General features: G+C 66.8%; 27 protein-coding genes. 11 read left to right on the top strand and 16 right to left on the bottom strand.

Going from position 1 to position 26,088, the window contains the following annotated elements; translation table 11 throughout:
• Positions 1-54: 54 nt before the first annotated feature.
• The 3 genes from ACEF39_RS03525 to ACEF39_RS03535 are packed head-to-tail and all read right to left on the bottom strand — an operon-like array spanning position 55 to position 3,278.
• Positions 55-786, bottom strand: coding sequence for a DUF6348 family protein (locus tag ACEF39_RS03525; RefSeq protein ID WP_500286999.1), 732 nt, complete (start codon positions 784-786; stop codon positions 55-57).
• A gap of 52 nt (positions 787-838) precedes the next feature.
• The gene (locus ACEF39_RS03530; RefSeq protein ID WP_500287000.1) at positions 839-1,486 is read right to left on the bottom strand and encodes a hypothetical protein; all 648 of its coding nucleotides are present in this window, start codon (positions 1,484-1,486) and stop codon (positions 839-841) included.
• A gap of 43 nt (positions 1,487-1,529) precedes the next feature.
• On the bottom strand, positions 1,530-3,278 hold the full coding sequence (locus tag ACEF39_RS03535) for a glutamine--tRNA ligase/YqeY domain fusion protein (protein WP_500287001.1): 1,749 nt from the start codon (positions 3,276-3,278) through the stop codon (positions 1,530-1,532).
• Between the two features lie 156 nt (positions 3,279-3,434).
• Between ACEF39_RS03535 and ACEF39_RS03540 the strand changes: the two genes are divergently transcribed.
• Positions 3,435-3,698: a putative signal transducing protein gene (locus ACEF39_RS03540; protein WP_089238899.1), complete on the top strand. Its 264-nt coding sequence runs from the start codon at positions 3,435-3,437 to the stop codon at positions 3,696-3,698.
• Positions 3,699-3,728: 30 nt separating this feature from the next.
• The gene (gene msrA / locus ACEF39_RS03545) at positions 3,729-4,394 is read left to right on the top strand and encodes a peptide-methionine (S)-S-oxide reductase MsrA (RefSeq protein WP_500287961.1); all 666 of its coding nucleotides are present in this window, start codon (positions 3,729-3,731) and stop codon (positions 4,392-4,394) included.
• Positions 4,395-4,922: 528 nt separating this feature from the next.
• On the opposite strand, the gene ACEF39_RS03550 is transcribed toward msrA, so the two are convergent.
• From ACEF39_RS03550 to ahpC, 5 genes are all read right to left on the bottom strand, one after another.
• Positions 4,923-5,879: a transaldolase gene (locus ACEF39_RS03550; RefSeq protein ID WP_500287002.1), complete on the bottom strand. Its 957-nt coding sequence runs from the start codon at positions 5,877-5,879 to the stop codon at positions 4,923-4,925.
• Between the two features lie 59 nt (positions 5,880-5,938).
• Positions 5,939-6,343 carry a nucleoside diphosphate kinase regulator gene (rnk, locus tag ACEF39_RS03555; RefSeq protein ID WP_500287003.1) on the bottom strand — a complete coding sequence of 135 codons (405 nt, stop codon included), beginning with the start codon at positions 6,341-6,343 and terminating at the stop codon, positions 5,939-5,941.
• Between the two features lie 123 nt (positions 6,344-6,466).
• Positions 6,467-7,432, bottom strand: a complete 966-nt coding sequence (locus ACEF39_RS03560; RefSeq protein ID WP_500287004.1) for a LysR substrate-binding domain-containing protein — start codon at positions 7,430-7,432, stop codon at positions 6,467-6,469.
• An 81-nt stretch (positions 7,433-7,513) separates the two neighbouring features.
• The gene (gene ahpF, locus ACEF39_RS03565; protein ID WP_500287005.1) at positions 7,514-9,106 is read right to left on the bottom strand and encodes an alkyl hydroperoxide reductase subunit F; all 1,593 of its coding nucleotides are present in this window, start codon (positions 9,104-9,106) and stop codon (positions 7,514-7,516) included.
• A gap of 223 nt (positions 9,107-9,329) precedes the next feature.
• Positions 9,330-9,893 (bottom strand): alkyl hydroperoxide reductase subunit C, encoded by a 564-nt coding sequence (gene ahpC, locus ACEF39_RS03570; RefSeq protein WP_025877950.1) that lies wholly within the window; start codon positions 9,891-9,893, stop codon positions 9,330-9,332.
• Between the two features lie 291 nt (positions 9,894-10,184).
• On the opposite strand from ahpC, the gene prmC reads away from it, so the two are divergent.
• The 3 genes from prmC (at position 10,185) to ACEF39_RS03585 (ending at position 12,830) form a co-directional block, all read left to right on the top strand.
• Complete coding sequence (gene prmC / locus ACEF39_RS03575) at positions 10,185-11,042, top strand: peptide chain release factor N(5)-glutamine methyltransferase (protein WP_500287006.1); 858 nt, start codon at positions 10,185-10,187, stop codon at positions 11,040-11,042.
• A gap of 49 nt (positions 11,043-11,091) precedes the next feature.
• Positions 11,092-12,033: a prolyl aminopeptidase gene (pip, locus tag ACEF39_RS03580; RefSeq protein ID WP_230112927.1), complete on the top strand. Its 942-nt coding sequence runs from the start codon at positions 11,092-11,094 to the stop codon at positions 12,031-12,033.
• A 167-nt stretch (positions 12,034-12,200) separates the two neighbouring features.
• On the top strand, positions 12,201-12,830 hold the full coding sequence (locus ACEF39_RS03585) for a hypothetical protein (RefSeq protein WP_500287007.1): 630 nt from the start codon (positions 12,201-12,203) through the stop codon (positions 12,828-12,830).
• 120 nt (positions 12,831-12,950) lie between these two features.
• Here the strand turns inward: ACEF39_RS03585 and ACEF39_RS03590 are convergent, their stop codons facing one another.
• A complete protein-coding gene (locus ACEF39_RS03590) occupies positions 12,951-13,835 on the bottom strand; it encodes a LysR family transcriptional regulator (RefSeq protein ID WP_191078612.1) in 885 nt (294 codons plus the stop codon).
• Between the two features lie 106 nt (positions 13,836-13,941).
• Between ACEF39_RS03590 and ACEF39_RS03595 the strand changes: the two genes are divergently transcribed.
• Positions 13,942-15,360: an MFS transporter gene (locus ACEF39_RS03595; protein WP_500287008.1), complete on the top strand. Its 1,419-nt coding sequence runs from the start codon at positions 13,942-13,944 to the stop codon at positions 15,358-15,360.
• Positions 15,357-16,091, top strand: a complete 735-nt coding sequence (locus ACEF39_RS03600; RefSeq protein ID WP_500287009.1) for a DUF7716 domain-containing protein — start codon at positions 15,357-15,359, stop codon at positions 16,089-16,091. Before ACEF39_RS03595 ends, ACEF39_RS03600 begins: the two co-directional genes overlap by 4 nt.
• Here ACEF39_RS03600 and ACEF39_RS03605 read toward each other — a convergent pair.
• The 4 genes from ACEF39_RS03605 to ACEF39_RS03620 are packed head-to-tail and all read right to left on the bottom strand — an operon-like array spanning position 16,054 to position 18,923.
• Positions 16,054-16,851 (bottom strand): N-formylglutamate amidohydrolase, encoded by a 798-nt coding sequence (locus tag ACEF39_RS03605; RefSeq protein ID WP_500287010.1) that lies wholly within the window; start codon positions 16,849-16,851, stop codon positions 16,054-16,056. The genes ACEF39_RS03600 and ACEF39_RS03605 overlap by 38 nt on opposite strands.
• Positions 16,844-17,398, bottom strand: coding sequence for an NUDIX hydrolase (locus ACEF39_RS03610; RefSeq protein WP_089238921.1), 555 nt, complete (start codon positions 17,396-17,398; stop codon positions 16,844-16,846). Before ACEF39_RS03610 ends, ACEF39_RS03605 begins: the two co-directional genes overlap by 8 nt.
• Positions 17,395-18,339, bottom strand: a complete 945-nt coding sequence (locus ACEF39_RS03615) for a 5'-3' exonuclease (protein WP_500287962.1) — start codon at positions 18,337-18,339, stop codon at positions 17,395-17,397. The genes ACEF39_RS03610 and ACEF39_RS03615 overlap by 4 nt, the downstream gene beginning before the upstream one ends.
• 5 nt (positions 18,340-18,344) lie before the next feature.
• Positions 18,345-18,923: a nitroreductase family protein gene (locus ACEF39_RS03620; protein WP_500287011.1), complete on the bottom strand. Its 579-nt coding sequence runs from the start codon at positions 18,921-18,923 to the stop codon at positions 18,345-18,347.
• A gap of 332 nt (positions 18,924-19,255) precedes the next feature.
• Here ACEF39_RS03620 and pacR point away from each other — a divergent pair, with 332 nt between their 5' ends.
• Together pacR and ACEF39_RS03630 are read left to right on the top strand one after the other, a co-directional pair.
• Positions 19,256-21,577, top strand: a complete 2,322-nt coding sequence (pacR, locus tag ACEF39_RS03625) for a PacR family protein (protein ID WP_500287012.1) — start codon at positions 19,256-19,258, stop codon at positions 21,575-21,577.
• 52 nt (positions 21,578-21,629) lie between these two features.
• A complete protein-coding gene (locus tag ACEF39_RS03630; protein WP_500287013.1) occupies positions 21,630-22,709 on the top strand; it encodes an NAD(P) transhydrogenase subunit alpha in 1,080 nt (359 codons plus the stop codon).
• Positions 22,710-22,779: 70 nt separating this feature from the next.
• Here the strand turns inward: ACEF39_RS03630 and ACEF39_RS03635 are convergent, their stop codons facing one another.
• The 3 genes from ACEF39_RS03635 to ACEF39_RS03645 are packed head-to-tail and all read right to left on the bottom strand — an operon-like array spanning position 22,780 to position 24,155.
• On the bottom strand, positions 22,780-23,244 hold the full coding sequence (locus ACEF39_RS03635; RefSeq protein WP_500287014.1) for a DUF3106 domain-containing protein: 465 nt from the start codon (positions 23,242-23,244) through the stop codon (positions 22,780-22,782).
• Between the two features lie 3 nt (positions 23,245-23,247).
• Entirely contained in the window at positions 23,248-23,574 is a 327-nt protein-coding gene (locus ACEF39_RS03640; protein ID WP_500287015.1) for a hypothetical protein, read from the bottom strand.
• On the bottom strand, positions 23,571-24,155 hold the full coding sequence (locus ACEF39_RS03645; protein WP_500287016.1) for an RNA polymerase sigma factor: 585 nt from the start codon (positions 24,153-24,155) through the stop codon (positions 23,571-23,573). Before ACEF39_RS03645 ends, ACEF39_RS03640 begins: the two co-directional genes overlap by 4 nt.
• Positions 24,156-24,252: 97 nt before the next feature.
• Here ACEF39_RS03645 and ACEF39_RS03650 point away from each other — a divergent pair, with 97 nt between their 5' ends.
• A complete protein-coding gene (locus ACEF39_RS03650; RefSeq protein WP_089238935.1) occupies positions 24,253-24,573 on the top strand; it encodes an NAD(P) transhydrogenase subunit alpha part 2 in 321 nt (106 codons plus the stop codon).
• Positions 24,570-26,030 carry an NAD(P)(+) transhydrogenase (Re/Si-specific) subunit beta gene (locus tag ACEF39_RS03655; RefSeq protein ID WP_500287017.1) on the top strand — a complete coding sequence of 487 codons (1,461 nt, stop codon included), beginning with the start codon at positions 24,570-24,572 and terminating at the stop codon, positions 26,028-26,030. The genes ACEF39_RS03650 and ACEF39_RS03655 overlap by 4 nt, the downstream gene beginning before the upstream one ends.
• The last annotated feature ends 58 nt before the right edge of the window (positions 26,031-26,088 follow it).

Below are 26,088 nucleotides of genomic sequence, written 5' to 3' on the forward strand. Positions count from 1 at the left end.
GATGTCGGCGCGCAGTGTAGCGGCAGTGGCATGTACCGGGCGTGCGCGCTGGATTCAGGCCGGCGAGGGTGAGCCGGTGCGGATCACCACGTACTCCTTGCGGAATTCCAGCCCCGCCTGCGGCCAGCGTGCTGCATAGGCGCGCAGCAGCGGCAGGGCAGGGGCGAAGTCATGGCCGTTGACCCGGCAGTCGGCTTCGCACTGGCCCTGCTCGTCGCGCGACGCGAACAGGCGGATGGCCAGGAAGTGGTGGGCCTTCAGCAGGTCGTCGAAAGCATCGATGCTCTTGGTGAACAGGCAGCAGGGGCAGGAGCCGTGGTCGTCCTCGCTGCACGCGGCAGCGCCGTCCAGTTCACTGGCGCGGTAATGGGCCAGCGGCCCCAGCACCACGGTGCGCTCGTGTTCTTCGCCTTCGTCGCCGGTCGGGTAGGTCAACCCCATCATCGGCAGATCCGGCGCGTCTTCGGCACCGACAGCGGCCTGCAGGGTCGCCAGATCCACCCGTACCCAGGTGTCGAAGCCGGACAGCAACGCCTCCTGTTCGGTCGCGCCATTGGCGTGCTGGTATTCGAACAGGCCATCGGCGAACAGGCCGGCGTGACGGGTCTCGATGACCGTGGAGGTCTGCCAGCCGCCGTTGTCGCGTTCGTTGCTGGAGACGCTGTGCGGCGTCAGGTGCAGGCCGCTGTCGAGCAGCAGATCGTCGCCCTCGACGGTGCAGGCGATGTCACGGCCCAGCAGGACCTGTTGCAGCAGCGGCAGAAGGGGAGACGCGGTCTTGGTCATCGGAGGCACTTGGTTTGCAGGGGAGGAACACACCTGTCAGGCAGGGCTGGCGCTACAGTGCGTCGAGTTCGGCGCGATATCGCTGCGCATCGGACTGCTGCTGCGGATCATTGCCGTGGTCGCGCAGCCAGCTTTCCAGCTCGCGACGATAGTCCGCGCGGAAATCGGCATTGCCCGGGCTGAAATGCAGCTTGCGTGCTGCCACTTCCACGCGCGCGCGCGCGCTGGCACGGGCCTGGGCGATGCCGTGCGGGGATTCGTTGGTAAGGATGACGAAGTTGCGCGGGAAGCCCGGCGTGTACTTCACCACGAACGGCTGGTCCTGTGCCGGAATCCGGATCGCGTTCTCCAGCGGCCACAGCGAGGCGGTGTTGGTGTGGAACACCACTTCCACATCGCGGCCCTCGGCGGTACGCAGCACCGCTTCGTAGCGCCAGATGTACTGTTCGTTGAGCGTGGAGTTGGTTTCCTCGGCCTTGACGATCACCGCTTCACCACGCTCGCCCACCGCATTGAGGAAGGTGGCGTTGAGGAAGCTGCCGAGGAAGATGTTGAGCATCGCCAGCGGGAACACCACGATGGCGTAGCCCGGAAAGCGCCGCCACCACGAGACCAGCCCCGCCAGCACCATCGCTGCAAAGAACGTCAGCAGCGGATGCTGTGAGATGAACCAGAGCAGGGTGGACAGGGCGGTGATCATGGTCGCGGTCGTGCGGGCGCCGTCCTGGCGCCCGCGCAGGTCCTCAGGCCGACCAGGTGTCGCGCAGGGTCACGCTGCGGTTGAACACCGGCTTGGTTTCGGTGTGGTCGCGACGGTCGGCAACGAAGTAGCCGGTGCGCTCGAACTGGAACGACTGTTCCGGCGCAGCGGTGGCAGCAGCCGGCTCGACATAGCCGGTGACGGTGCGGCGTGATTCCGGATTGAGATAGTCGCGGTAGGTCTTGCCTTCCGATTCGTCGTCCGGGTTCGGCACCGAGAACAGGCGGTCATACAGGCGGATCTCGGCCGGCACGCCGTGCACCGCGCTGACCCAGTGAATGGTGCCCTTGACCTTGCGGTTGGCGCCTTCCATGCCCGGACGCGACTCCGGGTCCAGCCAGCCGCGCAGTTCGGTGATGGTGCCGTCGGCATCCTTGATCACTTCATCGCAGCGGATGATGCCGGCGCCGCGCAGGCGCACTTCGCCACCGGGAACCAGGCGCTTCCAGCCCTTCGGCGGCACTTCGGCGAAGTCCTCGCGGTCGATCCACACCTCACGTGCGAACGGCACTTCGCGGGTACCGAAGCTCTCGTCCTTCGGGTGGTTGCTGAAGGTCAGCTGCTCTTCGTGGCCTTCGGCCAGGTTGGTCAGCACCAGCTTGACCGGGTCGACCACGGCCATGCGGCGCGGTGCGGCGCTGTCGAGGTCTTCGCGCAGCGCGCCTTCCAGCACGCTGAAATCGATCAGCGAATTCTGCTTGCTGATGCCCACGCGCTCGGCGAACAGGCGCATCGCAGCCGGGGTGTAACCACGGCGACGCAGGCCCTGCAGGGTCGGCATGCGCGGGTCTTCCCAACCATCCACCAGCTGTTCGGTGACCAGCGCCATCAGCTTGCGCTTGCTCATCACCGTGTAGTTGATGTTCAGGCGCGAGAACTCGATCTGGCGCGGCTTGGCTGCTTCGCGCGGCAGGCCGGCGTCGACCAGCGGCTGAGTCAGCGCGTCATCGTGGGCGAAGTCGACGTTGTCCACGCACCAGTCGTACAGCGGGCGGTGGTCTTCGAATTCCAGCGTGCACAGTGAGTGGGTGATGCCTTCGATCGAATCGCCCAGCGCGTGAGCGAAGTCGTACATCGGGTAGATCGGCCAGGCATTGCCGGTGTTCTGGTGCTCGACGTGCTTGATGCGGTACAGCGCCGGATCACGCAGGTTGATGTTGCCGCTGGCCATGTCGATCTTGGCGCGCACGGTGCGCGCGCCATCGGGGAATTCACCGGCACGCATGCGGCGGAACAGGTCGAGGTTTTCCTCGACGCTGCGGTCGCGGTACGGCGAGGGACGACCTGGTTCGGTCAGGGTGCCGCGGTAGGCGCGCACTTCCTCGGCCGACAGGTCGCACACATAGGCCTTGCCGTCGGCGATCAGCTTCTCGGCGGCCAGGTAATAGGTCTGGAAGTAGTCCGAAGCGTGGCGCAGCTCGTTCCACTCAAAGCCCAGCCAGCGCACGTCGTCCTGGATCGCGGCCACGTACTCCGGGTCTTCCTTGGCCGGGTTGGTGTCGTCGAAACGCAGGTTGCAGACGCCGCCGAACTCACCGGCGACGCCGAAGTTCAGGCAGATCGACTTGGCATGACCGATGTGCAGGTAGCCGTTCGGCTCCGGCGGGAAGCGGGTCTTGATCGCCTGGTGCTTTCCGCTGGCCAGGTCCTCGCGCACGATCTGGCGGATGAAATCGCGCTTTTCGTGGCTGTCGGCGGGGGTCTCGGGGCTGGCGGGGGTGTGCTCTGACATGAGTCGGCGAAAGTAAGGCAGAAAGATTGCCAGTCTAACGCTTACCGGGAAGGGCTGCCCGGGTTGCCGCTACGCTCGCCGGGCCATGCCCGGCGAGCGCAGCGGCCCATTCAGCCCCCGGGCGTATGCTGGAATCCTGTCCCACGGAGCCGCCCCATGCACATTGTGTACAAGGCCGACAATCTGTTCGACGCCCACCTGGTCAAGCACGCACTGGAAGACGCCGGCATCCCGGCCTTCGTGTTCGGCGAGTCGCTGCTGGGCGGCATGGGCGAGCTGCCGCTGTTCGGGGTGCTGCGGGTCGGTATCCCCGACGCCGCGCGGCCACAGGCCGAGGACATCGTCGCCGCGCTGGACTTGGGCCACGCCCCCGGCGACCCCATTTCAGATGCCGACGACATTGCCGGCCTTCCGGCGTAGGAGCGCATCATGTTGGGAATCGGACAGGGCATCCTCGGCATCGGGGCCTTCAAGCAGCGCCTGCCGCGCCTGGAAGAGGCATTACCGGGCCGCGAGCAACCGCTGCCGCTGCACAGCAACCAGCACTTTGTGAACAGCCATCCGCTGAAGGACCGTTTCGCCGGCCTGCAGCAGATCCGCTTCGCGCTGGGCTGCTTCTGGGGTGCCGAGCGCAAGTTCTGGAGCGAGCCGGGTGTGTACAGCACCACGGTGGGCTATGCCGGCGGTATCACCCCGAACCCCACCTATGAAGAGGTCTGTTCGGGCCTGACCGGCCACACCGAGGTGGTGCAGGTGGTGTTCGACCCGGCGGTGGTGAGTCTGGAGCGCCTGCTGCAGCTGTTCTGGGAAAGCCATGATCCGACCCAGGGCATGCGCCAGGGCAACGACACCGGCACCCAGTACCGTTCAGCGATTCACGCTACTGACGAGGCCCAGTACGCGGCGGCGCTGGCCAGCGGCGAGGCCTACCAGGCGCAGCTGGCTGCGGCCGGCTATGGCCCGATCACCACCGAGATCGTGTATCCGGCACCGGCGTATTACTACGCCGAGGACTATCACCAGCAGTATCTGGCGAAGAATCCGAACGGCTACTGCGGCATTGGCGGTACCGGCGTGAGCTGCCCGATCGGGCTGGATATGGAGGTGCCGCGCTGACGCGCGGTGGTCCGCCTGCGGCGGGCAACGTCAACGGCTGAAATCCAAAGCCAGAGCCAAAGCGGCTCTGGGTTTCTGTGGGTTGGGCGGGACGGTGTGGATTGGCAGGACACGCCGTAAACCCGTCCCTGGGGGCTCGATGGCGCCATCCATGGCGCCAACGGTCCTGCCAACCCACACCGCCCCGCCCCCGACAGTTTCCCGGTGACGGTGGGTAAGAGCATGGGTTACTGACGACCTGAAAGAAAACAAAAAGGACGCGGCATTCGCCGCGTCCTTTTTGTTTGTGAGCACGCGTAGCGCGCGACCCGCTTTTGCACTTCTTTTCTTTCTTCCGTGGCGGACCGCCGCAGGAAACTGTCAGAGGTCGGGCGGGTTGGGTTCGCGGGGGTGTCCGCCGCATGGATGCGGCGGCCAAGCCTCCAGGGACGGATTCACGGCGTCCCCCGCGTACCCAACCCGCCCGGCCAAGCGCGGCTTTTGCTCTGAGCCCCCCGCCACGAGGGGCTCAGCCGTTGGCTGGAACCCTCACAGTGCCTCGCGGATCCGCTGACGCAGCGCTTCCAGATCCTTGGCAAACGCATCGATACCGGTCGCCAGCTTCTCGGTTGCCATCGGATCGGCCGCCAGGTCGGCAGCGAACGTCGCCGCGTCGATCGGCGTCACCTGCACCGCCTCAGCAGCACCGGCCACCAGCTTGCGCGGCAGCGCGCCGTGGTCGGCGTCGAGCTTCTCCAGCAGGTCCGGCGAAATGGTCAGGCGGTCGCAGCCGGCCAGCGCTTCGATCTGCGCGGTCGAACGGAACGAGGCGCCCATCACCACGGTCGGCGAACCGCGGCGCTTGAATTCGGCATACACCCCACGCACGAACACCACGCCCGGGTCCTCGTCGATGTTCGCCGGGGTCTGGCCGTTGGCCACGTACCAGTCAAGAATGCGGCCGACGAACGGCGAGATCAGGAACGCACCCGCTTCGCTGCAGGCCAGCGCCTGGGTCGGGTTGAAGATCAGGGTCAGGTTGCAGTCGATGCCTTCGGCCTGCAGCACGCGCGCGGCTTCCACGCCTTCCCAGGTCGCGGCGATCTTGATCAGGATCTTCTCGCGCGGCACGCCGGCATCGGCGTACATCTGGATGAACTGACGGGCCTTGGCCACGGTCGCGGTGGTGTCGTGGGCCTGGTCGGCGTCCACTTCGGTGGACACGCGGCCCGGTACCAGCGTGCTCAGCAGCGCGCCGACGCCGATGGTCAGGCGGTCGGCCACCGCGTGCACCACGGCCTCGCGGTCACCGCCCTGCTGGCGACCCCAGGCCAGTTCGCGCTCGATCAGTTCCGCATAGACCGGCAGGTCCAGCGCCTTCTTCACCAGGGTCGGATTGGTGGTGCAATCCACCGGCTGCAGGCGCTTGATCGCCTCGTAGTCACCGGTATCGGCAACCACCACGGACAGTTCGCGCAGCTGGGACAGTTTGGACGGGGTACTCATTACGGCTCCTGGTGCGGGGAATTGCGGGGAATCCGATCGCGCGCGGTACGCAGCGCAGATCAGGGACGGTCGTTGTGGACCGCGCTCACGCGCAGCCGCAGCTTGCGGCCGCCCGGGGCGGTCCAGTCGATGCTCTGGCCCACGGCCAGGCCAAGCAGGGCACTGCCGACGGGCGCCAGCACGGACACCTTGCCTTCATCGACATTGGCTTCGCGGGGGAAGACCAGGGTCAGGACATGCTTCTCGCCCGACACTTCATCTTCGCACTCCACGCGCGAATGCATCATGACGATGCCTTCGGGAATCTGGTCTGGCGGCAACACGGTCGCCCGGTTGAGTTCGTCGGCAAGCGCACGCGCGGCGGGCGTCTGGCTGTTTGTCGGAGATTCGAGCATGGCGTCCAGGCGGTCCATGTCTAGGGTGGAAACGGTGATCGACGGCGGCAGGCCGCTGGCGGTGTTCATGGTGACGCTCCTTGGTTGAAAGCCATGCAAAAGGCGGCACCTGCTGGCGCCGCCTGACTGTATTGTGGGGACAAATGCGGCCGGAATCGACTCCCGGCGGTTTCGAGGCCCGGCTGCGGTGTCTCAGCCGTTCAGCACCGGCGTGGACGGGGTGGCAGCATCGCCGTTTGCCGGGGCCAACGCCTCCAGCGTGAACAGCGCATCGGGCAGGCGCTTGAACTGCTCGGCCAGCTCCATCAGGAACTCGTTCATCGCCGAGCTGCGGCGCCAGATCATGGCGATGCGACGGCTGGGACGGCCCTCGCCGACGAAGTCGATCAGGCGGATGTTGTTCGAGCGCGGCACCGGCGGCTGTACCGACAGGCTGGGCAGCAGGGTGATGCCCACGTCGGCGGCGACCATCTGTCGCAGCGTTTCCAGGCTGGTGGCACGGAATTCGGATTTTTCATTGGCGCCGAACAGGCGACACACTTCCAGCGCCTGGTCACGCAGGCAGTGGCCGTCTTCCAGCAGCAGCAGCTTCTGCGTGGCCAGTTCCTGCACGTCCAGATGCTCGCGCGTGGCCAGCGGATGGCGGCCGGACACGGCCAGCAGGAAAGGCTCCTCGAACAGGAATTCGGCATGCAGCTGGTCGTCGATCACCGGCAGCGCCAACAGTGCGGCGTCGAGCCTGCCCTCGCGCAGGCGCTCCAGCAGCACATCGCTCTTTTCTTCCACCAGCAGCAGTTCCAGCTCGGGGAAGCGCGTGCGGAGGCGCGGAATCACGTGCGGCAACAGGTACGGGCCCAGGGTGGGGAAGATCCCCAGGCGCACGGTACCCGCTTCCGGATCGCGGCTGCGTCGCGCTGCTTCCTTCAACTGCTCCACTTCGGCCACGATCACCCGCGCCCGCGCGGCCGCTTCATGGCCGGCGGGGGTCAGCATCACCTTGCGCGGCGCGCGTTCCACCAGCGGCAGGCCCAGTTCCTCTTCCAGCTTGCGGATCTGGGTCGACAGCGTCGGCTGGCTGACGAAGCAGGAGGCGGCGGCCCGACCGAAGTGCTTGTGATCGGCCAGGGCCACCAGGTATTTCAGGTCACGCAGGTTCATCCTCAGACCTCTCGGGGTACTGCACCGGCGTGGCGTTGCCCGGCCGGTTGATGGTGCTCCCGATGGCCTGGGAACGTTGGATCAGGCCGCTTCGGCCACCGCACCGCTGCTCTTGGGAACCGAGGAGCGGATCAGGTGATCGAAAGCGCTCAGTGCGGCGGTCGAACCGGCGCCCATCGCGATGATGATCTGCTTGTAGGGTACCGTCGTGCAATCACCCGCGGCGAACACACCCGGCAGATTGGTCTGCCCGCGGTCATCGATGACGATCTCGCCACGCGGCGAAAGAGCCACGGTGTCCTTCAGCCATTCGGTGTTCGGCAGCAGGCCGATCTGCACGAAGATGCCTTCCAGTTCGACGCGATGGGAGTCGCCGCCGACACGGTCCTTGTAGACCAGGCCGGTGACACGGCTGCCGTCGCCCAGCACTTCGGTGGTCTGCGCACTGGTCAGCACGGTGACGTTGGCCAGGCTGCGCAGCTTCTTCTGCAGCACTTCGTCGGCACGCAGGCTGGAATCGAATTCCAGCAGGGTCACATGCGACACGATGCCGGCCAGATCGATGGCGGCTTCAACGCCGGAATTGCCACCACCGATCACTGCCACGCGCTTGCCCTTGAACAGCGGGCCATCGCAATGCGGGCAGTAGGCCACGCCCTTGTTGCGGTACTGGTCTTCGCCGGGCACGTTCATCTGCCGCCAGCGGGCGCCGGTGGACAGGATCACCGAGCGCGACTTCAGCACCGCGCCGTTTTCCAGCTGCACCTGCACCAGGCCATCTTCACCGGCCGGCACCAGCGCGCTGGCGCGCTGCAGGTCCATGATGTCGACCTCGTATTCGCGCACGTGCTGCTCCAGCGCCGCAGCCAGCTTCGGGCCTTCGGTCTCCTTCACCGAAATGAAGTTCTCGATCGCCATGGTGTCCAGCACCTGGCCACCGAAACGCTCGGCGGCGATGCCGGTACGGATGCCCTTGCGCGCAGCGTAGATCGCTGCAGCGGCACCGGCCGGGCCACCGCCGACCACCAGCACGTCGAAGGCCTCCTTGGCGGCGATCTTCTCGGCATCGCGCTTGCTGGCGTTGGTGTCCAGCTTGGCCACGATTTGCTCCAGCGTCATGCGGCCCTGGTCGAACACCGCACCATTGAGGTAGACGGTGGGCACCGACATGATCTCGCGCTGCTCGACTTCCTGCTGGAACAGCGCACCGTCGATGGCCACGTGCTGGATGCGCGGGTTGAGCACCGCAGCCAGGTTCAGCGCCTGCACCACGTCCGGGCAGTTCTGGCAGGACAGCGAGAAGTAGGTTTCAAACCTGTAGTCGCCTTCCAGGTTCTGCACCTGCTCGATCAGCTCGGCGGTGGCCTTGGACGGATGCCCGCCGACCTGCAGCAGTGCCAGCACCAGCGAGGTGAACTCGTGGCCCATCGGCAGGCCGGCGAAGGTCAGGTGGATGTCCTGGCCCGGCGCGCCAAGGTCGAAGGACGGCACGCGGCCCTGGCCATCACGCAGCACCTGCAGCGAGATCTTGTCCGACAGGCTTTCCAGGGTCTGCAGCAGGTCCAGCATCTCCTGCGACTTGGCACCGTCATCGGCATGCGCGGTGATCTGGATCGGGCGGGTCACGCGCTCCAGATAGGTCTTCAGCTGCGACTGCAGGTTGGCGTCCAACATGGTCTTCTCCTGGCTTCAGGCAAAACGAGGGCGTGGCACCGCTGTAGAAGGTAGCGGACCAGCAGGGGGTAGGGGTGAACCCAAGACAGCGACCGTGGAAGGGGCTGGCTGGCCAAGGCTGGCGCGCGTTGGCTGTCTTGGGTTCACCCCCACGCCGGCGGGGGGACCGGCACGGGGATGAAGGGCGCGCCGCAGCGTGGGGCTGCGGCAGGCCGGTACTGCTTTAGATCTTGCCGACCAGGTCCAGCGACGGGGTCAGGGTCTTTTCGCCTTCCTTCCACTTGGCCGGGCAGACCTGGTTCGGGTTGGCGGCGGTGAACTGGGCAGCCTTCAGCTTGCGCAGGGTCTCGGAGACGTCACGGGCGATCTCGTTGGAGTGGATCTCCAGGGTCTTGATCACGCCTTCCGGGTTGATGATGAAGGTGCCGCGCAGGGCCAGGCCTTCTTCTTCAATGTGCACGCCGAAGGCGCGGGTCAGCTGGTGGGTCGGGTCGCCGACCAGCGGGAACTGGGCCTTGCCGACGGCCGGCGAGGTTTCGTGCCAGACCTTGTGCGAGAAGTGGGTGTCGGTGGTGACGATGTAGACCTCGGCGCCGGCCTTCTTGAACTCGGCGTAATGGTCAGCGGCGTCTTCGATCTCGGTCGGGCAGTTGAAGGTGAAGGCTGCCGGCATGAAGATCAGGACCGACCACTGGCCCTTCAGGGTGCTGTCGGAGACCTTGATGAACTCGCCATTCAGGTAAGCGTTGGCTTCGAACGGCTGGATCTGGGTGTTGATCAGGGACATCGTTTTTCCTCTGGGTGAAGGGGAGTGGGTGAATCGACAGGACCTAGGTTACTGGTTCCGTTTCGATAAGGACAATGCATTGATTGCATCTATTTGATAGATACAGTCTATTGATGTGCGCTGAGCCGGCAATGAATCATGCCGCCCGCATCCTGCAACCCGCTGTATGACAAGGGAAATCGCCATTGGCTGCGGAAACGGGTCGATAGCCCGCCCTTATCCCGTCCACGCGTACCTGAACGGTCTCCACACCCTACAATTGCGGCCCCACCGCCCGTGCCAGTACCTGCGATGCCCGCCGATTCCCAACCGTCCCTGCGCCAGGTCGTGGCAGACGCCAGCGCCCGCCTGCCGGGCGCCGAGGCACGCCATGAAGCCGAGCTGCTGCTGCTGCATGTGCTGGAGCGGCCACGCAGTTGGTTGTTCGCGCATGCCACCGATCCGTTGCCGGCCGCCGAACAGGGCGCTTTCGCGGCCCTGCTGGACCGCCGCCTTGCGGGTGAACCGGTGGCCTATCTGACTGGCCGCCGTGGCTTCTGGACGCTGGACCTGGAGGTCGACCCGGCCACCCTGATTCCGCGCCCGGAGACAGAACTGCTGGTGGAACTGGCGCTGGATCGCCTGCCATCGGACCGCGCGCTGCAGCTGGCCGACCTCGGTACCGGCAGCGGTGCCATCGCGCTGGCCCTGGCCAGCGAGCGGCCGCAGGCGCAGGTACTGGCCACCGACGCCAGTGCCGCTGCGCTGGCGGTGGCGGCCCGCAACGCCGCGCGCCACGAACTGGGCAACGTGCGTTTTGCCGAAGGGGGCGACGACTGGTATGCGCCGCTGCGTGGCGAACGCTTCGATCTGATCGCCAGCAATCCCCCCTATATCGCCAGCGCTGACCCGCACCTGGAACAGGGCGACCTGCGCTTCGAGCCGGCCACTGCACTGGCGTCCGGCGTTGATGGGCTGGACGACATCCGCCGCATCGTCGCCGGCGGCGGCGACCATCTGCAGCCCGGCGGCTGGCTGCTGATCGAACACGGCTGGGACCAGGGGAATGCCATCGGCGCGCTGTTCGAGCAGGCCGGCTACAGCGACGTGCAGACCGTGCAGGACCTGGAGCAGCGCGACCGGGTCACCCTGGGCCGGCGACCGGCCTAGAATGGAGGTTCTCCTGCCAAGGGCAGGGCACCACCACGGAGCTGCAAGCATGCGTACGCTGTACCCCGCCATCACCCCTTACGACGTCGGCACCCTCAAAGTCGATGACCGCCATACGCTGTACTTCGAACAGTGCGGCAACCCGGACGGCAAGCCGGTGGTGATGCTGCATGGTGGGCCCGGCGGCGGCTGCAGCGACAAGATGCGCCAGTTCCACGACCCGGCCAAGTACCGCATCATCCTGTTCGACCAGCGCGGCGCCGGTCGTTCCACCCCGCACGCCGATCTGGTGGACAACACCACCTGGGACCTGGTGGCCGACATCGAGACGCTGCGCGAGCACCTGAAGGTCGATCGCTGGCAGGTATTCGGTGGCAGCTGGGGCTCGACCCTGGCGCTGGCCTATGCCGAAACCCATCCGCAGCGCGTGACCGAACTGGTGCTGCGCGGCATCTTCATGCTGCGCCGCTGGGAACTGGAATGGTTCTACCAGGAAGGCGCCAACCGCCTGTTCCCGGATGCGTGGGAGCACTACCTCAAGCCGATTCCGGCGGTGGAGCGTCATGACCTGATCTCGGCCTTCCACCGCCGCCTGACCAGCGAAGACGAAGCAACGCGCCTGGATGCGGCCAAGGCCTGGGCGGTGTGGGAAGGCGCGACCAGCTTCCTGCACGTGGACGACGACTTCATCAACAGCCATGAAGACCCGCATTTCGCGCTGGCGTTCGCCCGCATCGAGAACCACTACTTCGTCAACGGCGGTTTCTTCGAAGTGGAAGACCAGCTGCTGCGCGACGCGCACCGCATCGCCGACATCCCGGGCGTGATCGTGCACGGCCGTTACGACGTGGTCTGCCCGCTGGCCAACGCCTGGGACCTGACCAAGGTGTGGCCGAAGGCGAAGCTGGAGATCACCCCGGCCTCTGGGCATTCGGCGTTCGAAGCCGAGAACGTCGACGCGCTGGTGCGCGCCACCGATAGCTTCGCCTGATCGCTGGTAGTGCCGGCCGCTGGCCGGCAACGCCTTACCGGTAGCGCCGGGCCATGCCCGGCGGCATTCCGTTCTGCCGCCACGATGATGGGATGGGTGCACCGGCCTTCTCCATTGTTCAAGGCTGACGCTATTAACCTTGAACCGCGAGGAGGGTGGCTGGCACCGTGGATGCCCGTGCATCCCTCGGCCACACCACCATGTACACCCGCCTGCTGTTGACCACGGAAAAGCCATCTCGCACAGATGCGTATGTTGGCGGTGGTGCTTTTCTTCCAGAGCACATTCCTTGGCCAACCTGCGCTGAAGGTCGTGCGCTCTTTCACTTGATGGCAATTCCGGCCCATTGGTTCTATTCGCAGGAGATCGCCGAAGACTTCTGGTTCTCCATCTTCATTCCGGTCGATGTCCAGCGTCACACGCACCTCCGTCAGCTACGGGCTGGGGAGGGAACCAGTGAGGCTGTTGTACTCGCATACCGCCGTGGCGCTGCATCGAGAAGTCGATGCATGAGCGACTCCCTTGAGCGCGGTCGGATCGAGCGTGTCGAGTGTCTGGAGCCTGACGACGACGAGAACCTGGATTCCAAGCTGGATGGAATTGACGCATGGCTGCAGTCGCCCTTGACTTGGAAGGGGGGCCGTCGTCGCCTGATGCTCTATGGGGCGGACATCGATGACATTCTGCATTCGCACAAAGGCGTCCTGTCCGATGGCATGGCGTACCTCTTCATTCAGGATCAGCCTGATTTTGCTCTCGGAGCACGCCCCGGGGCGTTCTTCCTCCAATTGGGCTGAATCAGGGAGCGCCGGCCTATGCACGGCGGCCTTGTGCATGAGCAATCGAGTAACGGCCAGTAGCGCCAGGCCATGCCTGGCTGCTCCTGCGCTTGAACCTCATCCACGCACGGCGTGGATCTACCAATCCCCGGCGAGCAACGCCTCGGCCAGCACCTGCAGCTTCGGCGAATGCTGCCGCGAAGGCGGGTAGATCAACGACAACGCGCGGCTGCGGCCTTCGAACGGCTGCAGCACGCGCTGCAGGCGACCATCGGCCAGCGCGTCGGCCACTGCGAAATCCATCACCTGCACGATGCCGATGCCCGCGATCGCTGCTTCGACCAACGGATCGCCGCAGTCGAACACCATCCGCGTCGGCGGCGTGACCTCGCGCAGCTGCCCGTCCTGCAGAAACTGCCAGTCCACCAACCGGCCACTGCGCAGGTTGCGCACCGCCAGGCAGGCATGGTCCTGCAATGCCGCCACATCGGCCGGCTCGCCCTGCGCGGCCAGGTAGGCCGGGCTGGCCACGGTCACCCAGCGCAGTGGCTTCAATGGACGCGCGACCATCCGCTGGTCAGCGATGGTGCCAGTGCGCAACGCTGCATCGAAGCCTTCCTCCACCAGATCCACCAGGCGGTCGCTGAGCACCGCTTCCACCTGCAGCTGCGGATGCCGTTCCAGCAACGGACCCAGCAACGGCACCAGCACCTTGCGCCCGAACATGGAGGGCGCGCTGATTTTCAGCACGCCCGAGGGCGTGCAGGGGCGGTCGGCCAGCAGCCGCTCGGCGTCTTCCATGCCGCACAGCAACGGTCCCACCTGCTCGACGAACTGCTGGCCATCCGGGGTCAGCGCGACATTGCGGGTGTTCCGCTGCAGCAGCTTCACTCCCAGCGACGCTTCCAGCCGGCCGATCGCGCGTGACAGCCCGGACTGGCTCAGGCCGAGCTGGCCGGCGGCCACGGTGAAGCTGCGCGCTTCGGCTACCTGCACCAGCATGCGCACCGCATTGAGGTCCATCGAGGATCCATTCATGCCAAAAATCATGACAGAAATCGCGCGAAGGGGGTTTATTGATGCACCGGCATCAATGAGACTGCCGTCCCCCCTCCGAACCGGGCGCCGCATGCCTCCCCTGAAATACCCGCGCTGGGCGCTGACCCTGCTGGCCACCGCGCAGCTGATCATCGCCCTGGACGCCACCATCATCTTCGTTGCCCTGCACGACATGGGCCGCGCGCTGCAGATCAATGCGCAGCAGCTGCAGTGGGTGGTCAGCGCCTACACCGTGGCCTTCGGTGGCAGCCTGCTGCTGGGCGGGCGTGCGGCCGATCTGCTGGGCCGGCGCCGCTTCTACCGGCTGGGCATGCTGCTGTTCGCGCTGGCCTCGCTGCTGGGCGCGCTGGCGCCCAATGCCACGCTGCTGATCGTGGCGCGTGCGGCGCAGGGCATCGGTGCGGCACTGCTGTTCCCGGCCACCCTGGCCTTGATCAATACCCTGTATGCCGAAGGCCCGGTGCGCAACCGCGCGCTGGCGATCTGGAGCATGGCCAGTGCCGCGGGCCTGGCGCTGGGCACGCTGCTGGGCGGCGTGCTGACCCAGGCGTTCGGCTGGCCGGCGGTGCTGGCGGTGATCGTGCCACTGGCCACGGCCTGTGCGGTTGCTGCGGGCGCGTGGCTGCCGGCCGATGGCCCGCGCGTGCGCGGCCGTTCCTTCGACCTGGCCGGCTGCCTCACCGTCACTGCCGGCGGCAGCCTGCTGGTCACCACCCTGGTACAGGGGCCGGAGTGGGGTTGGACGGCGCCGGCCACGCTCATCTGCCTGCTGCTGTCAGCGGTACTGCTGACGGTTTTCGTGCAGATCGAAAAGCGCAGCCGTGATCCGCTGATGCAATTCGCACTGCTGCGCCTGCCTGGCCTGCGTGCGGCACTCGGCCTGACCTTCGCGTTCATGAGCAGCTATGGCGTGCAGTACTACTTCCTGGCGCTGTATTTCCAGGATGGTTACGGCTGGAGCCCGCTGCAGGCTGGCATGGCCTTCCTGCTGCCGACGCTGGTGTGCACCTTCGGCATCCGCATTGCCGAGCGCATGCTGCAGCGCCGTTCGCCACGGCAGGTGCTGGCCTGGGGTTTCGCCGCCGGTGCCGTCGGCATCGCCGCAGTGGCGCTGGCGATGCCGCACGGCGCCGGCTACTGGCCGCTGCTGCCGGGCATCGTGGTGCTCAGCGTCGGCCAGGGCATGAGCTGGACGGCGATGTGGATCGTGGCCGGGCAGGGCGTGCCGGGTCCACAGCAGGGTGTCGCGTCCGGCATGGCCGCCACCGCACAGCAGATCGGCGGCGCGTTGGGGCTGGCGGTACTGGTGATGGTGGCCAATGCCGCGCGCGGTACGCAGGCAGCGACCAGTGCCGATGCCCTGCAGGGTATGGTCAACGCACAGTACGGCGCCGCGCTGTTCGCCGCGCTCGGCGTGGTCATCGCGCTGGGCCTGCGTCCGGCACGGGTAGACTCGGCGACGACCGCTTGCCTGAGCAACGAAGCATGATCGAGCTGCTGGACCTGCAACAGACCCTGCACGCGTTCGCAGCCTGCAACGATGACGATGAGGTGTATGCCTCCTTCGGCTGGGTGCACGCCACCGACGACGACCTGCTGCAGGCGCGCTTCTGGTTGCCGGCCGATGAAGACGCCGCGTTCGATGATGATGGTGAGGTGCCCGAGGCCGCGCAGGCGCTGGGGCTGTCGACCTACCTGGAACCGGCCACGTTCGCTGACGTCCTGGATGTGCAGAAGCGCCAGCGCCCGCTTTCTTCCCTGCACGATTACGCCGAAGCGTTGGCGTACTACGCAGAGTACGACGCCTTCCTGCAGGTGGACGGTGTCGATGAAGCATTGGGCGAAGCGGGTGCTGCCGAACAGGCCGCTGCGTGCGCAGCCGGTGTCGGGCCGGGCATCTTCGCCGCATTCGGGTTGACGCTGGAGGGATGTGCGGACGAACAGATCAAGGTTGCGGCACAGCGCGTGGCGCGCCTGCTCGATATTCCGGTGGGCGAAGCGCTGGCACGTTGCCGCGCGCTGCCGCTGGTGCTGGGGGAGATGCTGGATCGGCGCCGAGCACAGGCGATCAAGGATGATTTCGCCGGCATCGGCATACCGCTGCAGGTTCGCGGTTACAAGCCGTTCCCTTGGATGGATGCGCCGGCACTACCCAGTAGATCCACGCCATGCGTGGATGACGTCATCCGAACGCCAACAACTTTGGCTGCAACGCGCTGAAAATCCGCGCCAACCGCTCCGCCCACGCCTGCTGCCCGGCGTCATCGGCGATCAGGTCCTGGCGGATCTCCAGTTCCACATGCACCAGACCGCGGCCTTCGCCATGTACCGGTACCGCGTAATCGCTGTTGCTGTTGACGGAATAGGGTTCGTTGTCGCCCACCACCAGATCGCCTTCATCGCGCAGCGCCTGCAGCAGGGCGTGGGCAAAACGGGTGTCCTGGTGGTACAGCACGCCGGCATGCCAAGGGCGCTCAACGCCGTTCATCACCGGGGTGAAGCTGTGCATCATCACCAGCAGCGTCGGCCGTGCCGCATCGCGGCGCGCATCCAGTTCGGCGTCGATGCGTGCATGGTAGGGCGCGTGGATCGCATCGATACGCTGCTGCCGCTGCACTGGCGACAGCCCGGCATTGCCCGGCACCACGGTGTGGTCGCTGACCTCGGGGATCAGCGTGGGCGAAACCAGCGGGCGGTTGCAGTCGATCAGCAGCCGCGAATAGGTCTGCTCGATCGCCCACGCATCCAGCCGATCGGCCAGGGCACGGGTGGTGCCGCCGATGCCGATGTCCCAGCCGATATGCCGGTCCAGTTCGGTCTGCGGCAATCCAAGATCGGCCAGTGCACGCGGCACCTGTTGGCCGGCATGATCGGCCAGCAGCAGGAACGGTGAGGCGCCCTGCGCACGGTGCACGCTGAAGATCGCCGGATCGTCGGCGCCCAGCAGTGCCGGCAGCGCGTGCAGGCCGGCGTCAGCCACGGGGCCGGCCGTCCAGGTGGTGCTCGATCATCCACAGGCCGGCCCACAGCTTGGCATCTGCTTCATAGCCTTCGGCCATCTTCTGCACCAGCCAGGCAGCCGCCTGCGTGCGCGGGATCTCATGCACGGTGATGTCCTCGCTCTCGTCACCACCGCCTTCGCCGATGCGACGCAGGCCGGTGGCACGCACGAAGGCGATCTTCTCGCTGCTGGCACCGGAGGAGGTGGGGCCGATCATCAGCACTTCGGCGTGCTCGGCGGTCCAGCCGGTTTCCTCCTCCAGTTCGCGTACAGCGGACACTTCGATGGACTCGCCCGCATCGATGTCGCCGACCAGCCCCGCCGGCATCTCGATGGTCGGCGCCTGCAGCGGCACGCGGAACTGTTCGACGAACAGCACCTTGTCCTCGGGGGTGACGGCAATGATGATCGCGGCCAGGCCCCCGGCGTGGGTGCGTTCGCTGTACTCCCAGCTGCCGCGCACGACCATGCGCTGGTATTTGCCTTCGTAGACGACACGCGGTGCTTCGGTGTTGCGCTGGCTCATGCGGGCTCGCTGGAAGTGGGAGAAGTGGGAACGGGGTCGGAAATGCCGGCGGCATTGAACAGCCGGCGACGGGTCATGGGGCCGAATCGCAGGGTCTGGCACAGGCCGCCGAGCAGCTCCGCATCGGCCACCTGGCGCGGCATGCCGGGCTGGCAGCCTTCCAATGGAGCGTCCAGGGCGATGGTGGTCAGCTGGCGCCAGAGCTGGGCGTGCTCGCGCTGCTCGCGCAGGCGCACCGCCATCTGCGCCGCACCGCGCAGGCGCAGGAACGGCACTTCGTCGAGGCGTTCGTACAGCACGTCCATGCTGCCGAAATGGGCCAGCAGCACGGCTGCCGACTTGGCGCCGACTCCGCTGATGCCCGGAATGTTGTCGACCGCATCGCCGCACAGCGCCAGGTAGTCGGCGATCTGGTGCGCGTGCACGCCGTGCTTGGCCTTTACCCCGGCCACGTCCCAGCGCTGGTTGCGTGCGTAGTCCCATTGCTCGTCATGGTCGAGCAGCAACTGCGACAGGTCCTTGTCGGCGGAAATGATCACGCCGCGATGGCTGTTGCGGTGGCCATGCAGGGCGCTGCCGATCAGGTCGTCGGCTTCGTAATCGTGGTGGGCCAGCACCGCCAGGCCCAGTGCCGCGCACAGCGCCTTGCAGTGCACGAACTGGCGCTTGAGTGCTTCCGGCGCCGGGTCCCGGTTGGCCTTGTAGGCCGGGTACAGGCGGTGGCGGAAGCCGCTGTCGAGCGCTTCATCGAAGGCGATGGCGATGTGCCGCGGGCGCTCGCGCTCAAGCAGGTCGAGCAGGAAGCGGGCGAATCCGTGCACGGCGTTGGTCGGCCAGCCCTGGCTGTCCTGGAATTCGTCCGGCAGCGAATGCCAGGCGCGGAACACGTAGATGCTGGCGTCGACCAGATACAGCGGCGGCGGTATCGCCACGGGAATCACGGCGCTCACTGGCCGGTCCAGTCCTGCAGCAGGGCCGCGGCATCGGGGCGCTCGCGTTCGGGCACCTCGGCCTTGGGCGTGCCGATGTGGATGAAACCGGCAATGCCTTCGCCCTCGGTCAGCCCCAGATGGGCATGCACGGCGGGATCGAAGGCCATCCACGCGGTCAGCCACTGCGCGCCGAAGCCCAGTGCCTGGGCGGCCTGCAACAGGGCAAAGCACACGCAGCCGGCGGTCATCAGCTGTTCCTGCGCGGGCACTTTCGGGTCCGGGCGGGGGCTGGCCACCACCACGATCACCAGCGGTGCATGGCTGAAGCGCTGGCGGTCCTTCTCGAACACGGCCTCGCCGGCATGCGGGTCGCGCTGGCGGCTGCGCGTGGCCAGGAAGTCGCCCAGAGTGTGACGTGCATCGCCGGCGATCTTCAGGAAGCGGAACGGTACGCGCTTGCCGTGGTCGGGCACGCGCACCGCCGAGGTCAGCATCCGCTGCAGGGTGGCCGGGTCTGGACCGGGCTCGCCCAGCTGCCGCGAGGGCACCGAGCGGCGGGCATCCAGGGCAAGCAGGGCAGCAGGGTCGGGCATGGAGTCTGAACCGGTCATCACGGGTCGCTGATTATAGTCGGGGAGGTAGATGACGCCGTTTGTGTCGCGTCAGACCCCTGAATAGCAAACTGTGATGAACATCATGCCACTGGCGGATCACGGAGCCCCGCGTCCCCTCGCCTCGCAGGCCCTGCACGGCTTACGATACGTAATATTGCCGGGCCGCCGTTCATGAGGTTTGAAGTGAGGACTGTTTCACTGTCCGTGATGGGCTGGCCGGCCTACCATCGAGGGACCGGTGCATGGGGTGTACCGGCCGTCGTGATGTCCATGATGTCTGTCGCACCAGAGAAGGTGGGGAGCCTTCCCGAATGATGAGCGCGCCCACTCCGATGGGATCGCCGGGCCGTGACCCGGCCCAGCTCCAGCTTGCCCGGGACATCGTCCTGCCGGCGTTGTGCCAGGCCTTTGGCGCGGCACTGGCCCGCTTCGATGATGCCCTGTTCGACCGTGCCGGCAATGCCGGCTCGTCGCAGTTGCTGTTCCTGGACGCGATGCGCGAGCTGCGCCGCCGCCGTGAGGAGATTGCCGGTGCCTTCGCCGGCCATCTTGGCCATGCCTGGGCCGGCCTGGCTGCAGGCGAGCCCGTCTCTGCCGAGCTGACCCTGTCCGGACAGGCCCAGGATGGCCTGAGCCTGGTGCCGGAACATGTACTGGAATCGCGGTTGGCGGTGCGCAACTTCGCCACCGTGCTGCTGCGCGACTTCAAGCCGGTGCTGGCGCGGCTTGACCGTCGCCTGGGCTGGCTGGGCGGCGGTATCGACCTCGACGCCGACCGCAACCCGATCAGCCCCGAGCATCTGGGCGTGGCCATCCACGAAGCCTTCGCCGGCTGTGAGCTGGCCCCGGAAGTGCACCTGGTGCTGATCAAACTGTGCGAGCGCGACATGCGCGCACCGGTGGGCCGCATCTACGAAAAGCTGGACGAGCACCTGGCCGCGGCTGGGGTGATGTCGCAGATGGGTGCCCCGCGCCGACCACTGGCGCCGGCGCCGACGCAGCACGTTGCGCATGGCCTGGATGATCTGGTCGAGCAGCGCACGGCACCTGGCTTCGACAACGAATTCAATGACGACGAACAGGCCGCACCGGCCTGGGCGCAGCGGTTTGCCGCGCGCTGGTCGGAGCGTCGTGGCCACATGCAGCAACACGCGGGTGGCGAAGAGAACCCGTCCGGTGAAGCCTATCCCGGCCAGCAGGGCATGCTGCTGGAAGCCCTGCACGAACTGCTGCAGCAGACCCGCCACGTGCGCGAGGACGCAACCTCTGCGGCGCAGGTCGCGGTCGGCCAGCATCGCCCGTTGAGCCAGCGCGAAATGATGTCCGTACTGTCGCTGCTGCAGGCCACGCCCAGTGCGACCCTGCGCGCGGCGATCGGCGAGGACGGCGAATCCCTGGCGCAGCGCTTGAAGAGCGAAGTGCTGTCCAGCGCCACCCGGTTGGGTGTCGACCCGGGCCAGACCCGGCTGGACGCGCAGGACGAGGATGCGATCGACCTGGTCGGCATGCTGTTCGACGTGATGCTCGATGAGCGTGAACTGGAAGGCCGCTCGCGTGAGCTGATCGGCCGCTTGGTGGTTCCGTTCGTGAAAGTGGCGATGCTGGATCGCCGCATGTTCGTGCAGAAGACCCACCCGGCGCGCAAGCTGCTCAACTCGCTGGCCGAGGCCTGCGAGGGCAACACCGGCGAAAGCCAGGCCGAACGCATGCTGATGGCCAAGGTCGAAGAAATCATCGAGCGGCTGGTCGCCGAGTTCAACGAGAACCTGGCGATCTTCCTGACCCTGGAAGAAGAATTCCGCGATTTCCTGGTACAGCACCGCCGTCGCGTGGAAATCGCCGAGCGTCGGGCCGCCGAGACCCAGCGCGGCCAGGAAAAGCTGGAAATGGCCCGTACCCGTGCCGGTGCAGAACTGGATCGCCGCATCGGCGACGCCACCCTGCCGCCGGCGATCGCCGAATTCCTGCGCCAGCCCTGGCAGCACCATCTGACCCTGGCGCTGCTGCGCGAGGGCGAGGAGGGTGCCTCGGTGGCCGAAGCGCTGACCCTGGCCGATGGTCTGCTGGAGGAAGTGGCCGAGGCGCGCCGGCAGATTGTCGGCAAGCCGTGGCTGCAGGCCTGGCAGCCGCTGCTGGCCAAGGTATTTGCCAGCGTCGGCGTGCATGGCGATGCAGCCACCGCAGCCGTCGATGCGCTGCACGACACATTGCAGGGCATCGCCGAATCGCGACCGGAGCTGGAGCGCGCGTTGCCCGAGTTGCCGCAGGTGGTACTGCCGGCGCCGCCGGCACCGGAAACGCCGGCAGTGGAGCTGGGCAGTACCTTCAATACCGACGATTTCGACAACGCCGATGCCGATCGCTTCCGGCGGATGGAGATCGGCAACTGGCTGGACTTCGTCGACAAGGACGGCAAGGTGCAGGCCGGCAAGCTGTCCTGGATCAGCCCGATTTCCGCACGCCTGCTGTTCGTCAACCGTCGTGGCGTGCGCTTCTGCGTGGCCTCGCCCGAGGAACTGGCGGTGATGGTGCGGCTGGGTCGCCTGCGTCCCCACATCGACGATGGCGCCTTCGACAGCGCCATGCAGGGCGTGCTTGACCGCCTCGACCCGGGTGGTGCGACGCTGCACTGAGCCGCGTACGCCTGCTAGGATCGGACCCACTCACCGATCAGCGGGAATCTGCATGGCCGTGGTGTTGCTGGGGATCAAGGAGACCGCGCCGGGCGAACGACGCGTTGCGCTCACGCCGGAGACGGCGCGCAAGCTCGGTGCGCTGGGCATCACCGTGTGGTACCAGCCCGGTGCGGGTCAGGCCGCCGGCTTCACCGATGCCGCCTACGACGACGCAGGTGCCCGCGCCTTCGACGCCGCCCGTTGGGCCGAGATCGACATCCTGCTGTGCGTGCAGGCGCCACCCGCCGAGGTGCTGGCCCAGCTCAAGCCGGGCGCGAGTGTGGTCGGCCTGCTGACCCCGGCGGCTGACCCGGCGTTGGCCGCATTGGCTTCGGATGACCGCCTGCACCTGTTCCCGCTGCAGCAGCTGCCGCGCACCACGCGCGCGCAGGCGATGGACGTACTCAGTTCGCAGGCGGGCATGGCCGGCTACAAGGCGGCATTGATCGCTGCCGAACGTGCGCCGCGTTTCTTTCCGATGCTGACCACGGCGGCCGGTACCGTGCGTCCAGCCAAGGTGCTGGTGATCGGCGCCGGTGTCGCGGGCCTGCAGGCCATTGCCACTTCGCGCCGCCTGGGTGCGCAGGTGGAGGGCTTCGACGTGCGCCCGGAAACCCGCGAACAGATCCAGTCGCTCGGTGCGCGCTTCCTCGATCTCGGGGTGAGTGCGGTGGGCGAGGGCGGTTATGCGCGGGCGCTGACCGATGACGAGCGCGCCGAACAGCAGCGTCGTCTCGGCGACCATCTGCGCAGCGTGGACGTGGTGGTCTGCACTGCCGCCGTGCCGGGACGGCGGGCACCGACGATCGTCACCGCCGCGATGGTCGAAGGCATGGCAGCGGGCAGCGTGATCGTCGATCTGGCCGCCGAGAGTGGTGGCAACTGCGAACTGACCCAGTCCGGCGAATGCATCGAGCACCAGGGTGTGACCATCGACGGCCCGCTGGGCCTGGCCAGCCTGGGCGCAACCCAGGCCAGCGAGATGTATGCGCGCAACCTGATGAACTTCGTCGCCCTGTTCGTGCGCGAAGGCCAGCTTGGCTTCGACTGGGAAGACGAACTGCTGGCCAAGACCCGCTGGCAGGCATGATCGGCATGGGGTCAGATCCCTTTGCCGCAGGCAAAGGGATCTGACCCCGGTCTCGCCTGCATATAGCGGGTTACCGCGGCTTCGCCGGCGGCGGGTTGTCGCGCACCCATTCCCTGCGTTCGTCCGCGGTCATCTGTGACCAGCGCTCGCGCATGGCATCGCGCTGGGCCGGACTGAGGTCACGCATCTGGCCGAACAACGCCCGGGCCTGCTCGCGTTGTTCCGGGCTCATGTGTTCGAAGCGGCGCAGGCCGCGGCGGGCCTTGTCGCGTTCCTCCGGGCTCATCGACTGCCAGCGCTGGCCGTGCGACAGCATGCGCTGGCGCTGCGCGGGATCGGCGCTGTTCCAGCGGTCGCGCAACGGAGCCAGCAGTGCTTCGCGCTGGGTCGGGCTCAGCTGTTCCCAGTTCGGCAGAGGCACGGCAGCAGGTGCCGGCCGCGTGGCAGGCGCCGGTGCGGTGGCCTGCGCCAGTGTCGGTGCAGCTGGCAGCAGGGTCAGGGCGATCAGCAGGGGCAGGGAGGGGTATCGCAACATGGTTCACTCCATCGCCAGGTCGTTGTCGCCCAGCCACAGGTACAGATCGGGATTCTCGTCGTACAGCACGCCATTGTCTTCTTCCGCCGCCACGATCGGCGCGGTGGCAGCGCCTTGATGTTCGTCCGGGCCGACGAACTGGACGCCGATGCCCAGCGCGATCACCAGCGAACAGGCGCTGGCCAGCCACCAGCGCCAGCGACCGGCGTGCGCCCTGACAGCGCTGTGACGGGCACTACGCAGGCGTGCCAGCGTGGCCGGCGACAGCGCCTGCAACGACTGCGCGTGCAGGCTGCGCAGGGCGTCATCGGATGGCAGAGGGCGGTTCACGGGTGCATCTCCAGTTGATTCTGCAGCGCCTGTCGAGCGCGCGCCAGATGGGTCTTCACTGCGCCTTCGCTGCAGCCCATGGCGCGGGCGGTGGTAGCGCCGTCCAGATCCTGCAGCACGCGCAGGGTGAAGGCTTCGCGCTGGCGGGCGGGCAGTTCGCGCAGTGCCTGCACCAGCTGCTGGTACTGCTGGCGCTGCTCATGTGCCTGAGAAGGGTCCGGGCCGGGGTCGGCCCAGTCGATCTCGCCGCCGTCGGCGTCCTGGTTGTCGCGCCAGAACGGCAGGCGGAAGCGGCGACGGCGCTGCAGGTCAATCACCCGCCGGCGCAGGATGCTCCAGAACAACGGCGCCCACTCGGCTGCCGGCTTGTCGGCGTAGTCCAGCATGCGCAGCAGCGCGTCCTGCACCGCATCCAGCGCGTCATCACGCTGGCGCAGGCCGGCCTCGGCGAAGCGGAAGGCGCGCGGCCCGACGCTGGCCAGGAACGCTTCCAGCGAGGCCGGAACGGCGTCGGCATCGGTGGTTGAGGGGGCAGGGCTGCTCACCAGCACAGGGTACGGTTCCTCGGCAGGGGTCACCATCGACAACGCGTGAGCGCGGCCGTGGTTGACCGGGACGCGCGCGGGGTTCAGCCCGTGGTTATGATGGGGCGACGAAGACAGAGCGGGAGCGTTGCCGATGAGTGACGGGTTCGTGGCGCTGTACATCTTCATGCTGGCCGCCATTGCCGGCCACGTGATCATTTCCCGGGTCCCGGTGATCCTGCATACCCCGTTGATGTCGGGCTCCAACTTCATCCATGGCATCGTGCTGATCGGCGCGATGGTGGTGCTGGGGCACGCGCAGACACCGCTGGAGAAGATCCTGGGGTTCCTTGCCGTGGTGCTCGGCGCCGGCAATGCAGCCGGTGGCTATGTGGTCACCGCGCGCATGCTGGAAATGTTCAAGCCGAGCGTGCGCAAGACCGGCAACGATGAACCGAAGGAGCCGCAGGCTTGAACATCAGCACCGTCGAACTGCTCGATTGGCTGGTCAAGACCAGCTACCTGGTCGCCGCCACGCTGTTCCTCCTCGGCCTGCAGCGCATGGCCTCGCCGATGACCGCCAGCAGCGGTATCCGCTGGGCGGGGCTGGGCATGCTGCTGGCCACGGTGGCGACCTTCTTCCTGCCCGAACTGCACAACGTGCCGCTGATCCTGGTGGCACTGCTGCTGGGTGCCGGCCTGGCCTGGTGGTCGGCGGGCAAGGTCGCGGTCACCGACATGCCGCAGATGGTCGCGCTGTACAACGGCATGGGCGGTGGCTCGGCGGCGGCCATCGGTGCGGTGGAACTGCTGCGCTATGCCTTCCTGGTCAACCGCGATACCACCCACTGGAGCGCGCAGGCGCTGGCCGACCTGGCCGCGCGCCAGCCGTCCGGCACGGTGCTGGTGCTGGCCGTGGTCGGCGCAGCGATCGGTGCGGTGTCGCTGTCCGGCTCGGTGATTGCCTGGGCCAAACTCGATGGCCGCCTCGACAAGCGTGTGACCTGGCCGGGCCAGCAGGTGATGAACCTGCTGGTGGCGCTGGCCGTAGTGGTGCTGGGCATCATCGCTGCCAGCACGCTCAGCACCTGGGCCATCGTCGCCTTCTTCGTGCTGGCACTCGCGCTGGGTGTGTTGATGACGCTGCCGATCGGTGGCGCCGACATGCCGGTGGTGATCTCGCTGTACAACGCGTTCACTGGCCTGGCGGTGTCGTTTGAAGGCTACGTGCTGGGCAACGAGGCGTTGATCATCGCCGGCATGATGGTTGGCGCAGCGGGCATCCTGCTGACCCGGTTGATGGCCAAGGCAATGAACCGGCCGATCCGCAACGTGCTGTTCTCCAACTTCGGCGCTGGCGCCGGTGGTGAAGCGCAGGCGATATCCGGTTCGCAGAAGCCCATCGAAGCGGCCGACGTGGCCGCGATGATGGGCTTTGCCGAACGTGTGGTGATCGTGCCCGGCTATGGTATGGCCGTGGCCCAGGCCCAGCACAAGATCTGGGAGCTGGCGCAGCGGTTGATCACGCGCGGGGTGAAGGTGAAGTTCGCCATCCACCCGGTGGCCGGGCGAATGCCCGGGCACATGAACGTGCTGCTGGCCGAAGCGGGTGTGCCGTATGACCTGATCGCGGACATGGACGACATCAATCCCGAATTCGCCACCACCGACGTGGTGCTGGTGATCGGTGCCAACGACGTGGTCAATCCGGTGGCGCGCACCGATCCGGCCAGTCCGATCTACGGCATGCCGGTACTGGACGTGGTCAACGCGCGCAACGTGGTGGTGATCAAGCGCGGCAAGGGCACCGGCTTTGCCGGTATCGAGAATGCGCTGTTCTACGCCGACAACACCCGCATGCTGTACGGAGATGGTGCCGAGGCAGCGGCGTCGCTGGTCAGCGAGCTGAAGGCGCTCGACGGCGGGCATTGAAGGTTGGGGTCGGATCCCTTTCTGCAGGAAAGGGCTCTGACCCCGGATTCAACCACCC

Source organism: Stenotrophomonas indicatrix (genome assembly GCA_041545745.1).
Taxonomy (GTDB): domain Bacteria; phylum Pseudomonadota; class Gammaproteobacteria; order Xanthomonadales; family Xanthomonadaceae; genus Stenotrophomonas; species Stenotrophomonas indicatrix_A.